Here is a 12,803-nt window from a genome sequence, read left to right as displayed (position 1 = left end):
CGGCTTATAAGCCTGCGGAGATTCGTCCATGCCGCCGCCGAGCAAGGTGACGTTATTCTTTTTGAGATACTCTTCCCGCGCAACCCTGCTGATCGAGTTGATCGCAACCCTCCGACTCATCTGTCTGCCCGCGCCATGTGACGCAGACTCCAGCGACGATGCGACTCCCTTGCCGCGCACAAGATAACCCGCATCTCCCATGGACCCTGGAATGATTCCCAATACACCAACGCCGGCAGGTGTTGCGCCCTTGCGATGAACAATAACCGTTCTGCCATCAGACAGTTTTTCCTTCCAGGCGAAGTTGTGATGATTTTCAACCACGGCAACTTCCTTGAGGCCGACTGCGGCTGCAACACGGTGGTGAATAATGTTGTGATTCGCCGACGCAAACTTTCCCGCGAGTTCCATCGAAAGCCAATATTCCTGACCATCTTCTGAATCAAGCGACAGCCATGCCAAGTAGCGTCACTCTTATCGAGATCGGGATGCTTCTCTCTTGCCAACTTGCTATAGCGGTCTGCGATTTTTGCGCCGACACCCCTTGAGCCGCTGTGCGAAAGAAGCGCAAGATAAATACCTGGCTCCAAACCAAACATGGACTCGTTTAGTTGAAACGAGCCCCATTCAACAAAGTGATTGCCCGTTCCGCTTGTACCGAGCTGATTCATTGCCGTATCCTTCAACATCTTAAGTTGAGGGGTGGCATACCAGGAGTCATCGTCCAGGACCATGCTGTGCCTTCTTACTGCCTGTCCATTTTGCGCCCATTCCAAAGGCGGTTTCGTTCCACAAGGAATCTTCGAATAAACCTTTCTTTTGTCCAAGCAAATGTGGTGAGACATCATACAGTGAGAGTCTCATCCGGCAGGCAATATCCACGCCAACGGCATACGGGATAACCGTGTTATCTGTTGCAAGCACGCCGCCATGGGAAGCCCATAACCAACATGGGCGTCGGGCATTAATGCACCAGCCACTCTAACAGGCAAAGCCGCATGGTGCTGTCCATTTGCTCGACTGCTTCATCGTCAATTTGCTCCCGCCCCAAATTGGGAAAGATTGGGCCTCTAGCGTGTGTATATCGGGTGAAGGCTCAGCCTTTTGAGTCAACCGAATGCACTCGCGCGCGAGGTCTGCCAGTAATGGATCGGCGAGAAAGGGGCCGGGGTCTTGCCGAACAGCATCCAGTTGACTGAGAACCGCTTCGCGACTTAACCCCTGAGCTGATAACTGCTCCGAAATACTTTTTGCGATCCCGATAATTTTTCCGTCGGGCCAGTTATTTAACTTTAAAATCTTGCCAGTGATAATGTCCATTTTTGTTTTCCTTCATGTCATGGAGAGGCGCGCGAAGCAATCAACTTTTTGGAGGCTGTCGGAAAAGCCCCCTCGCACGATATTCCATTTTTCTTCCAATTTCCACAGCTCGCGCATTTCTGAGCTGGTTTCGAGTAATTCATCCAGCGTGCCTTCGGATTCGACTCTTCCGTCTTTCAGCACAATGATGTGGTCTGCACGTCGTAGAAGCGGACGGCGATGGGAGACAACGAGACAAGTTGTATTTTGTTTCTCGAAGATGCGTTCCCATAGCAGCTGCTCGGTTTCGACATCCAGCGCGCTGGAGAGATCATCGAAGACGACGAGTTCGGGTTCGCGGATGAACATGCGCGCGGCCGCGGCTCGCTGCGCCTGTCCACCCGAAAGTTTCACGCCGCGCGCTCCGACCAGAGTTTCGAGATTGTCGTCCATTTGCTCAAGGTCACGATCCATGACGGCGAGTTTTGTCGCTATGTAAATTTCATCGTCGCTTTTGTTCAGGCCGAGCAATATGTTGTTACGCAGGGTATTGCTGAACAGTCGCGGAACTTGTGCGGTGTATGCGCAGCGCGGCGGGATGAGAAAATCTCCGGGGGATGTAAGTATGTTTTCATTCCAGCGTATCTCTCCTGATTCAAGCGGAAGTAATCCGAGCAGGGCGCGCAGTAAGGTTGTCTTGCCAGAACCAATGCGGCCAGTGATCACTGTCAGCGTGTTGCGTTTTATTTTGAGCGATATGTCATCGATGCCGTTCGATGACCCAGTGTAGTGAAATGTCAGATGGTCAGCGGACAGTTCATTCAGTCGGTCTGATTCGCTCTTTGTTGGGTAGATCACTTCGGGCAGTGGACCTTCCAAATTAATGAGGCTATGCTCGACCAAGGCATCCAGCGGTGCATTTTCCATGAGGTGATACATGCGCTGGACGGAGACGTTGAGTTGTTTGTAACGCGCCCATAACATACCGCCAAAAGTAGTGAGATCACCCATGCTTTGAAGCAGATAAACGAAGAGCGAAAAATCGCCGAGAGTGAAATTGCCCGTGCGCATGGATTGGCCAACGAGCACGAGAATAACGCCCGTGCCAAGCGTGGACATGTTGCGATAGATCGAACCGAGCACTTCGTCGAAAAGTTTTTCACGGATGGTCAGAATGCGGCGCTCGTCGTTGAGCTTGTGAAAGTAGCCAATGACATTTTTTTCAGCGGTTGCAACTTTGACAGCCTGCACGGCGCCGAAGAATTCACCGATGAAGCCAGTCACTTTGCCGCCAGCCTGACGCGATGTTCGGCGATAATGTTCGATGCGGCTTGTTGCGAGATTTGCGACGATGCCGACGATCACCAAAGGAATCAATGCCATGACGGTCACCGAAGGGCTGATCTGTGTCATGAGAACAATGGCGACAGCGATGATGACAAGCCCAACCATGACATCGTTGATCAAAATAACGAACAACGGGATTTCATCCACATCCTTTTTAAAACGGCTTACTGCTTCCCCAGGCGAATCAGGGAGTTGTGACGCGCCGGGCCGCTTCAAGATATAGCGTAAAAGATTCTTGCGCAACAGGGTGTTCATGTCGGCAAAGATGGGTACATCGGCATAGTAAAAACCGTAGCTTGCGATGACGCGTCCGATCCATGTGGCGGCTAAAAATGCGACGATGGCCCAGATGCCAAAGGTTAATTGCGCTTCGCCCGTGACCATGTCGAAGAAGGCTTTGATGATGAGCGCAGGCGCGACCTGCCAACAGAAGCGAATGAGTGACACGCTGATCAAGTCGACAAACCATAACCACGGTCGAAAACGCAACATTTCCCAGATGACTTTCCATGCGGGGAGCGCGGGGATTTTTTGTGTGAAGGTTGTTTCCATGATATTGTCCTTGTAGGGGCGGATTGCGATCCGCCCCTACGGATGATGGCATATTAAGCCAAAACTTCTTCCATGCCAGTTTGCAGCAGTTGATAAAAACGCGAGGTTGGGTCTGCGGCCAATTGTTTGCGCTCGCCATATTCGCTCGCTTTACCGTTATCCAGGATCATGATTTCGTCAGCGCGATGGATCGTGTCCAGCCGATGTGCGATGATGATGGCGGTTCGGTTTTGCAGCAACTTGTCAATCGCGCGTTCGAGTTTTTGTTCTGTTGCAGGATCGAGACGCGACGAAGCTTCGTCGAGAATCACCAGTCCCGGATTTCTTAAAAAGACTCGTGTGAACGCCAGCAACTGCGCTTCACCTGCGGACAGGGATCTTGATCCTGTGTCGAGTTCAGTGTCCAAGCCTTTGGGCTGACTCCGCAGCCAATCGCCGAGTTCCAATTCTTCGAGAGTCGCGATGATCTTTTCATCAGGTATCGAGCGGTCAAAGAAGGTCAGGTTGTCGCGGATGCTGGCGCGGAACAATTGAACATCCTGTGTGACGATGGCGATGTTGCGCCGCAATGTTTCGAGATGCGCTTCACGCAGATCCGAGTCGTTGACTTTGATCCTGCCAGCGTTGACATCGTAAAGGCGGAAGATCAATCGTCCGAGTGTGGTTTTGCCGCTGCCTGTGCGGCCGAGCAGCCCAAGGATGGAGCCAGGTTTCAGGTCAAAGGAAAGATCGCTGAGAACTGAGTCCGCTCCGTTGTAGGAGAAAGATACATCTTCAAAACTCAAGAAAGCGGTTTGAAGGGATCTCCACGCCATGCCATTGACTACTTCCGCTTTGAAGTTGCGGAACTCGGTGAGGCGCTCGACACACGCGCCGATGGTTTGGAAACTTTCGATCTCATGCGTCATTGCCCAAAAGGTTCTTCGAGCAGATTGATGTAATGTACAAATAAATATACAGTGCCGATAGTGACCAAGCCTGCGGAGAAAAGCCAATATCCGCTGGTGATGGCGAGCAGAGTTCCCAGAGTGAGCGCAAAGCCCATTGCGTTTTCGATGATCCAGCGTTTGAAATGCGACTTGCGGTTGTGACCAAGGATCGTGCTTTGGTGGCGGAACAATTCGCGGATGGAAAAGTCCACTGCGCCGCTGGAGCGGATATCTTCCGTGCCAGCCAGTTGCTCTTCGATGAAAGCCGTATAACTGCGCTTCTGCTTCACGGCGGGCCTTTTGGTGCGGAACGGCAATATCCTTTAGCCGACCAAGAATAGTGATGGTCAGGAATGAGTAAACAGTAAAGGCCAGGCCTGCGCGCCAATCTTCGATGAATAAGGCGATCAAAATTCCGATGAGGAGTAGCCCATTCGCGATCAGGTTCAATGCGAACTGCGAGAAGAAGGTCGCCAGCTCGGTGACGTCACCGTCTATGCGCTCGATTAGTTCACCGGGAGTGTGGTCATTGTGGAATTTCATATCCAGGTGCAGGGCATGTTCTGCCAGTTCTGCGCGCAGGTCATTGGTGGCTGTCCATGCGACATTTTCGCCAAGGTAGGTCACGCTCACTGCAACAGCTTGCTGAATCAATGCGATACCGATAAAGGCCACCGCCGTCCATGTGAGGGTTTGTAAAGCTTCACCAGCCAAAGCTGAGTCGATAAATTTCCGCATGATCTGAGGCGCATAGATGCGCAGACCGATACTGCCGAACATCAAGATAGCCAGCAGGACAAACCGTCCCTTTTGCGGGCGGATGTGGTCGGAGAGTAAGTTCCAATAAGATTTGAATGATATGTTCATGATGTTATTCCGTTTACTACGTCATTGCGAGGGCGACCCGCCAATGTTGGTCAAGCGACTTGGTCAATTCTGACGGGTCGCACCCCTGCGTGAATTACACAATAAAAGCCACGGTGCAGAAGCGCACCGTGGCTAAAAAGACACAGAAGATGAAGACCTTTTAATGGTCTACAGGCGCACTTCGAGATGGATTCATTTTTCGTTCACGTTTAGCTATGATGATATGTTTCTGCATTTGAAGCGCGCTCCTTTCTTTAGATTTAATTACGCTGTCAGTTTACATTAGAGCAGGATGAGTGTCAAGGCTATTTGCCTTTTTTCTCGAGTTTTGCCCATGCATCCTTGAGATTCACTGTCAGATTGAATACTGGCTTCTCGGATGTCGAGTCGGCGTCAACGCAGAAATATCCCTGGCGTTCAAACTGATAACGGGAACCAACTTCCGGTGAAGAAAGAGACGGTTCCACATAGCCCGTTGAAATGATCAGCGAATTCGGGTTGATGCACGCGAGGAAGCCCTCATCGCCTTCCTCGGGATCTTCTTTCGTAAAGAGACGGTCATAGAGTCGTATCTCCGCTTCTTTGGCGTGTTGCGCAGAAACCCAATGGATCGTTGATTTTACTTTGCGCCCATCGGCCGAGTCACCGCCGCGTGTGGTGGGGTCGTATGTGGCATGGACTTCGATCACTTCGCCTTTGTCATCTTTGACAACGTGCGTGCATTTGATGAAGTACGCATAGCGCAGTCTCACTTCATTGCCGGGGAACAGTCGATAATACTTCGGCGGGGGAGTCTCGCGGAAATCATCCTGCTCGATGTAAAGCACTTTCGAGAACGGAACTTTACGGGTGCCAGCATTCGGGTCTTCTGGATTATTGACCGCGTCCATCTCTTCGGTTTGGCCATCGGGATAATTATCGATCACCACTTTCAAGGGTTTGATGACAGCCATGCGGCGCAGGGATGTTTTATTTAAATCTTCACGTACGCATGCTTCAAGCAAGGACACATCACTGACGCTATAATTTTTTGCCACGCCCACTTTGCGAATGAATTCAAGAATGGCATTTGCGGTATATCCGCGGCGGCGCATGGCACGCAGGGTCGGCATGCGCGGATCGTCCCAGCCGTTGACGACTTTCTCTTCCACAAGCCGTCGCAGTTTGCGTTTGCTCATTACAGTGTAGGTCATATTCAAACGCGCAAACTCGATCTGACGCGGCTTGAACACGCCCAACTGTTCAGGGAACCACTCGTACAGCGGACGATGATTTTCATATTCCAACGAACACAACGAATGGGTGATACCTTCCATCGAGTCGTTCTGTCCGTGTGTCCAATCGTACATCGGGTAGATCTTCCACTTCTCGCCTGTGCGGTGATGCGGCTGATGCACAATGCGATACATGGCAGGGTCGCGCATATTGATGTTCGGATGCGCCATGTCTATTTTGGCGCGCAAGATGCGTGAACCGTCAGGGAACTCGCCATTCTTCATGCGCTCGAGCAAGTCCATGTTTTCTTCCACATCGCGGTCGCGGAATGGCGAGTTTTTTCCTGGTGTGGTCAATGTGCCGCGGTTGGCGCTGACCTCTTCGGGCGTTTGATCGTCCACGTAGGCTTTGCCCATCAACACCAGTTTCTTCGCCCACTCATACAACTCGTCAAAATAATCCGAGGCGTAAGTCACCTTCACCCATTCAATGCCGAGCCAGCGCGCATCATCTTCAATCGCTTCCACAAACTCTGTCTCTTCCTTCGCGGGGTTGGTGTCATCGAAGCGCAGGATCAACTCACCGTTATTTTCCTTCGCGATGAGGTAGTCGATCATGAACGCCTTGACATGTCCGATGTGTAAATAGCCATTCGGTTCAGGAGGCAGGCGTGTGCGAACGTAATTGAAGCGTCCGCTCTTCAAATCTTCCGCAACCGCCTCCCGGATAAAATCTGTGGGTCTGGTTTCTTCGTCACTCATGGATGGATTGCCTTCAAAATGAATTTCAGGGAGATGTGGAACCGCCTCTTTATAACCTTTGATTTGATACGCTAAAGAGGAATATTCTCTGCCCTGATGGTTGGTGTGTTATCGTCCGCAATTATAACAAACGACAGGGATGATTTATAATTTCAAGCGGAGGAACATCCCATGACTGAATCTGATAATTCAAAGACAAATTTTGCGGGTACATATTTTGACCGCGACTCTGTCCTGCGCATTGCGCGCCTCGCCAATATTTTTGCCTGGGCTTCGTTGATCTACTATGCGGTGCAGGTTGGGCTGGCGTTGACTGTCTTCACGCTCCAGATCTTGCGCGGATTGATCACTCTCCCAGGTTTCACTGATATTATCCAGCAACTTATGTGGATACTTCAACCCGCGCTGCCCGCTTTATGGAACTTTATCGGTTTGCAGGCGGTTGGCAAAGTACTGCTCATCTTCATGGATATGGAAGACAACACTCGCCGCGCCGCGCGCGCTGTCCGCTCTGACGCGGGCAAATAAATCCCTTGCCTATGCCCTGACTGCATGATAAAATACCGTCCGCTGGTTTATTGGGGAATCGTACAACGGCAGTACACGTCCCTCTGGAGGATGGTATCTTGGTTCGAATCCAGGTTCCCCAGCTAAGAGACTCTCTTTTTTTGGAGAGTCTCTTTTATTTTTAAGCTTGTATATGCTAAATACGCAGGTAAAATAACTCAAAATTATAAACAGGAGAATTCATGAAAACTGAAAGCGGTTTGGAATACGTTGAGATCGAAGCAGGCACAGGCGATCAGGCCAAAGCGGGGAAAACTGTCCGCGTACATTACACAGGGAAATTCCTTGACGGTAAAGTCTTTGACAGCTCGGTCACTCGCGGCGATCCGCTTGAATTTCCGCTCGGCGCGGGGCGTGTGATCAAAGGCTGGGATGAAGGCATTGCCTTGATGAAAGTCGGCGGCAAGGCGCAATTGACCATCCCGCCGCAACTGGCCTATGGAGCGAGCGGCGCTGGCGGCGTTATTCCGCCCAATGCCACACTTGTTTTTGATGTGGAATTAATTTCCATAAAATAATCGACTGCTCTACCTTACATAACTTATATCGCGATATTTAAAAAATCCACTATGTGAAAAAAAAATAATGGCTATGCTGGTAAAACAGCATAGCCATTATTTTTACATATTATAAAAGACGATCAAAATCTACTATGGGATGGGGAGTCCATCCCAGTTTCCTGCGATCGGTACATCGCCAGGCAGGCCAAAGGCGAATGTGACATCTGCAAAGCCAAGCGTGTTCGAATTTCGCAGATAGAATGAGCCGTTACGATAAATTCCGATCGTATCTAACCCATCATTGTTCCAATCGCCGACAATTGGTTGGTCGCCCGGCAAGCCGTAGCTGATCGCTATATCCGCAAAACCGCTTGCGTTCGTATTTCGCAGGTAGATTGCGCCGTTGCTCGGCCGGAATACGCCGGCAGTATCAAAGCCGTCACCATTCCAATCGCCCGCGACAGCTACATCTCCCGGATTACCGAATGTGAAACTTACATCAGCTATTCCGGCATTATTACTGTTGCGCAAAAGGAATGAGCCATTGCGGTAAACGCCGATCGTGTCAACTCCGTCGTTGTTCCAGTCTCCCACCACGGGCTGGTCGCCAGGCAGGCCAAAGGCAAATGAAATTTCTGCAAAGCCGACTGTGTTGGAGTTGCGCAGGTAGAACATACCGTTCCGGTACACACCGATCGTGGATGTGCCATTACCATCCCAATCACCGACTACTGGAACATCTCCAGCGAGACCGTAATTAATCGCTACATCCGCAAATCCTGGCGTATTATCGTTCTTGAGGTACAAAAGGCCATTGGTTGGGCGGAATACCCCGACTGTATCTTTGATAACGGTAGGTGTGATGAAGCGCAGAACTTCGGCAGTATTGACCGCATTGTGTTGATGCAGCAGCAACAAGCCTTTGGAATGATTTACCACGATATTGGTCTTGTTGTAGCTGATATCAAGTGTGGGCGCGTAGAGCGCGTTATCGTCCCAGGCTGGTGATCCGAAAATTCCGCTGGTAGAGAAGGATTGATTTGCGACATCGTAATGCATGATGTCGCTCATGTCCACCACGCCAGCTGCTTCACGTGTAAATGTCACCACGTAGAAGTCGAAATCAGTATTAACACCTTCTGCCAGACCAAGGCTTTCCAAATACACATTCATGGTCATGGCGTTGTTGTTGAAAGCGTTGGTGTTGGTTGCGCCGCCAAACCAATTAATGAAATCTTCAATACCGCAGACAAAGGATGGGATTGAGCACAGCACTGAAACCATTGTGTCTGTGCCGCCGGTGTTGGTATTGTAAAGCACGTAATCGTCAAAACCATCCTCATTGGTATCGATATAGATATCGAATTCAACTGCGCTAAGGGTGTCCCAATCGCCATGGGTGGCAATGCTAAAGAACGCAGCTTTGCCAACGACCGTGGATGTGAAATCGGAGGTTGCGCCGATATATTTCAGGTCCCCCGCGTTATTGGAGAAAGTGCTCGAAGGTTCATTGGGGCTCTCTCCCATCAATTCGCTGATATAAACCAGGGATCCGTCATCCACTGTGTCTACCGGGATGCCGCTCGGGGTCAAGCTCAAAGTTCCAATTTCAGGGGCTGGCAAAGTGATGGTGGTTTCAGCTACGCCCATGTTAGAAGCGGGTCGCGCGGCAATATGGACCGGCACACGCACCATTGGGGAGGAGCCTGTTGAAGTCAAGACAACATAGCCGCCGCCTTCGCTGAAGCGCTCACGTCCGGTTACGATCGTTGCGTCGCGGGCACGGGTGAGCAGGGCAGCGTCAAGGCTTACTTGAACCTTGATTTCTACTGTGCCATAAGCTGGGATGGTTACAGGGTTGGAAATTGCAACATTGCCGGCGCTTAAAAGTGTGAACGTAAGTCCGGGGTTCGCTGCTGAAAGATAGCGTGAATCAAAGGTCACGTTGTAGCTTTCTGAAGCACCGCCCATATTGGACAGGGTGATGCTTTTTACGATGGTCTTGTCAACGCCGGTCAAACTATTTACTACTTCAACGGAACCAAAGGAAACATTGACCTGTCCGGGATCGTTCTTGTAGTAAGCCACTACATTCGATAACGCGGCATTGGGAACATTCACACGGCCGGCGCCTACACGGGTGGGTGTGTGTTTGTTTCCGGTTAGGCTTGGCCCGGTAAAAAGATCATTGGTGGCGGTATTCATGGCCAGAGCCTTGAGTTCAGCCACAGTCCAGTCTGGGTGGATTTCCCTTAGGAGGGCCATCACGCCTGCAATATGCGGCGCAGCCATTGATGTTCCGCTAAAGTTGTCACCTTTATTGCCCGTACCGGTCGCTGTTGAGAAAATAGTATCACCAGGGGCGGAGATATCAGGCTTTAGCATCGTGCCGCCGCGTGCTGGTCCGCGGGAACTGAACGATGAAACGGTGTCCGTAATGGTCGGATCTGACATGATAACTGAATTCGGGTAAGCAGTTGTCAACAAAACAGTGACCGTACCGGCTAACATATCAGCTTTGAGGGCCGTGCCGATAGCCTGGGTTGTCATCATGACCGGAATTGTTGGGTTAGCCACCGTGCCGCTGGCTCCCATACCGCCGGGGAATCCGTTGTTATTGTTGGCAAGCAATACGCCAATCGCGCCCGCGTTTTGAGCGTTTGTTACCTTGACATCAAAGGAACAGCTGCCGCGGTTGATCAGCGCGATTTTGCCGGTAAATGTGCCGGCTGCGTAGGCTGAACAGCCAAGGTCCGTTGGCGTGGAATAAGTTAGATCGCCGGATTGGTTAAAGCTTTGGGGCCCAAAGGAGGCTGTCGAGGCAGGGTAAAGGTCAACAGGTGCCTGTGGAGTTAGGGCCGTCGTTGCTGTTACTTCGAACGCGCTCAAGACCGCGCTTGAATCGACGCTGCTGGCAACGCTGATTGCGTAAGGTGCAACGGCCGGGGAACCGGTAACATAGTACACATCGCCGCTATTGCCGGCCGAAGCTACCACGATCACGCCGGCTTTCGCGGCATTGTCAGAAGCGACTGCGTCTGGGTCTGTGACAGAGCCGTAGGATGAACCCAAGGACATGTTGATCACGTCCAAATGATCGCTAAGATCACCATCATTATTGGGATCCATGGCCCATTCGATTGCTGAAACAACTACATCCGTTGAACCATCGCAGCCGAAAACGCGCAGGGCATACAGATCAGCTTTGGGAGCTACACCAGGACCAATGCGGAATTTGGAAATATAGTTACTCGAAGTCAGGTCCTTAAGCGCTGCGTAAGTATCAGGGCCGGCTTCCACATAGGTGCTTCCGTCTGCATTGACACCAAAACCAGCCGCAGAGCCTCCTACATGGCTGCCGTGCCCGTTACAGTCCATTGGGTCTGCGTCAGGAACAGGAATAGGATCATAGGTGGGTGAAGTGGGATCCGCATTGTAATTATCGCCGACAAAGTCCCAACCACCGACAACTTTGGCTGTCGGGAAAAGGTTGCCCGTTTCGCCAAGTGTTGTGAAATCCTGTCCGGTGTAAATTCCTGAACCGCCAAAGTTGGTGTGGATATAATCGACGCCGGTATCAATGATGCCGATCGTGATATTGTCTCCTTGATAAGTACCCGAACCGCCCCATACTTGCGGTGCGCCGATCAGGGGTACGCTGGTGGAGTGATCCACTTCTTTGGAGATGATGGGGTGGATTGCCTTAACCCCAGGCATGGCTGCCAGTTTTTTCAGGACGGAGGTGTCAACCCGCATCCAGATACCATTGTACGCTTTTTGCGCTCGGAACATTTCAGTGGATTGAATGCCCGCTTTTCGAAGCGCGCTCATAAAGCTTGTTTGTTGTTCTTTGATTAAATTTACCTGGCTGATGGTGGCCTGCGCCTCTCTTTGATTTTTATCAAAGAGGACTGCGGCAGGTGTATCAGTCATTTCAACCACAATGCCGACCGGGCCTTTTCGGGTTGCCAGACTTCCGTAAAAATTTTGTACCTCATCCAAGGTAACCTGGGAAATTGGTGTTTTTTCCCTTACTGGCGGGGTCGCCCCTTGTGCGTTCGCCACACCTGCGACTTGTGATAATGCCATGACAAACACGATCATGGCCGCAAGGATGCGAAAAAGCCTTTGGGAGGTTTGTTGCTTAATCATAGATAATTCTCCTTGTTACGAAAAATATGAACCAGTGATATTCGAACTCCGCGCATAGCCTATCTTCTTGTTCTACGGACGCGTACCTCCTTGATTAAATTAAGTTTTTAAATTCTCCTGCCGGTCAAGGCAAGATCAACTCACTGGTAAAAATCATATTTATTAATGGATTTACCAGAAAATTTAATATAAACGAAAAAAACAATTACCTGACAGGGAATTGTTTTTTTGATGAGTTTAAATTTTCACACAGAGGGTTAAATCCTCTGAAAATAATAATGGAAGAAATAGATAGGAAATCAAATAAAATCAAAGCGTCTCCCAAATAAGCTCGACTTTTGTTGCTTTTGCCAACAGATCAATAATATTTTTTGCTTGCGCCAATAATAGATTTTTCTAGATACCTGTCCGAGAAAACTCAGATATTCTTTTAAAAAATAGGTTAACTTCCCACTTGCCTATATTGTCTGCCAATTAATAAAATCGATAAAAATTGATACCACTTCTGTTTGTAGTCAGGTCAATTTTTAATTCTAACCTTACGATTTTGCAAGTATAACATAAGAGATAATTGCTTACAAACATTTGACTGAGGCGGTATTTTGATGGTTTTG

The 12,803-nt window shown here is 50.2% G+C and carries 9 protein-coding genes and 1 tRNA gene; 3 read left to right on the top strand and 7 right to left on the bottom strand.

The genetic code is table 11. The features are described 5' to 3' along the window. The 6 genes from IPL17_RS15590 to IPL17_RS15565 form a co-directional block, all read right to left on the bottom strand. Positions 1-462 (bottom strand): RtcB family protein (locus IPL17_RS15590; RefSeq protein WP_345308000.1); only part of this gene is annotated, 462 nt, incomplete at its 3' end. Positions 463-717: 255 nt separating this feature from the next. Further along, positions 718-924: a hypothetical protein gene (locus IPL17_RS15585; protein WP_345307999.1), complete on the bottom strand. Its 207-nt coding sequence runs from the start codon at positions 922-924 to the stop codon at positions 718-720. A gap of 57 nt (positions 925-981) precedes the next feature. Next, positions 982-1,320, bottom strand: a complete 339-nt coding sequence (locus tag IPL17_RS15580) for a hypothetical protein (protein WP_345307998.1) — start codon at positions 1,318-1,320, stop codon at positions 982-984. Positions 1,321-1,332: 12 nt separating this feature from the next. Next, positions 1,333-3,198: an ABC transporter ATP-binding protein gene (locus IPL17_RS15575; protein ID WP_345307997.1), complete on the bottom strand. Its 1,866-nt coding sequence runs from the start codon at positions 3,196-3,198 to the stop codon at positions 1,333-1,335. A 53-nt stretch (positions 3,199-3,251) separates the two neighbouring features. Beyond that, entirely contained in the window at positions 3,252-4,994 is a 1,743-nt protein-coding gene (locus tag IPL17_RS15570) for an ABC transporter ATP-binding protein (RefSeq protein ID WP_345307996.1), read from the bottom strand. Positions 4,995-5,299: 305 nt separating this feature from the next. Further along, entirely contained in the window at positions 5,300-6,970 is a 1,671-nt protein-coding gene (locus IPL17_RS15565; RefSeq protein WP_345307995.1) for a glutamine--tRNA ligase/YqeY domain fusion protein, read from the bottom strand. Between the two features lie 171 nt (positions 6,971-7,141). On the opposite strand from IPL17_RS15565, the gene IPL17_RS15560 reads away from it, so the two are divergent. The 3 genes from IPL17_RS15560 to IPL17_RS15550 all read left to right on the top strand — a co-directional run bounded on the left by IPL17_RS15560 (position 7,142) and on the right by IPL17_RS15550 (position 8,055). Next, the gene (locus IPL17_RS15560; protein WP_345307994.1) at positions 7,142-7,498 is read left to right on the top strand and encodes a hypothetical protein; all 357 of its coding nucleotides are present in this window, start codon (positions 7,142-7,144) and stop codon (positions 7,496-7,498) included. A gap of 51 nt (positions 7,499-7,549) precedes the next feature. Next, a tRNA-Gln gene (locus IPL17_RS15555) sits at positions 7,550-7,620 on the top strand. Between the two features lie 99 nt (positions 7,621-7,719). After that, on the top strand, positions 7,720-8,055 hold the full coding sequence (locus IPL17_RS15550) for an FKBP-type peptidyl-prolyl cis-trans isomerase (RefSeq protein ID WP_345307993.1): 336 nt from the start codon (positions 7,720-7,722) through the stop codon (positions 8,053-8,055). 132 nt (positions 8,056-8,187) lie between these two features. On the opposite strand, the gene IPL17_RS15545 is transcribed toward IPL17_RS15550, so the two are convergent. Then, the gene (locus tag IPL17_RS15545; RefSeq protein WP_345307992.1) at positions 8,188-12,189 is read right to left on the bottom strand and encodes a S8 family serine peptidase; all 4,002 of its coding nucleotides are present in this window, start codon (positions 12,187-12,189) and stop codon (positions 8,188-8,190) included. Positions 12,190-12,803: the final 614 nt, after the last annotated feature.

This window comes from Candidatus Villigracilis saccharophilus (genome assembly GCF_016711665.1).
The sequence above is the reverse complement of the archived record's forward strand: the minus strand, read 5'-3'. Positions and strand labels throughout refer to the sequence as shown.

Coding starts and splice junctions, on each gene's coding strand:
- IPL17_RS15575 (WP_345307997.1), bottom strand. CDS start 3,198: ATGGAAACAACCTTCACACAAAAAATCCCCGCGCTCCCCGCATGGAAA.
- IPL17_RS15580 (WP_345307998.1), bottom strand. CDS start 1,320: ATGGACATTATCACTGGCAAGATTTTAAAGTTAAATAACTGGCCCGAC.
- IPL17_RS15560 (WP_345307994.1), top strand. CDS start 7,142: ATGACTGAATCTGATAATTCAAAGACAAATTTTGCGGGTACATATTTT.
- IPL17_RS15550 (WP_345307993.1), top strand. CDS start 7,720: ATGAAAACTGAAAGCGGTTTGGAATACGTTGAGATCGAAGCAGGCACA.
- IPL17_RS15545 (WP_345307992.1), bottom strand. CDS start 12,189: ATGATTAAGCAACAAACCTCCCAAAGGCTTTTTCGCATCCTTGCGGCC.
- IPL17_RS15570 (WP_345307996.1), bottom strand. CDS start 4,994: ATGAACATATCATTCAAATCTTATTGGAACTTACTCTCCGACCACATC.
- IPL17_RS15565 (WP_345307995.1), bottom strand. CDS start 6,970: ATGAGTGACGAAGAAACCAGACCCACAGATTTTATCCGGGAGGCGGTT.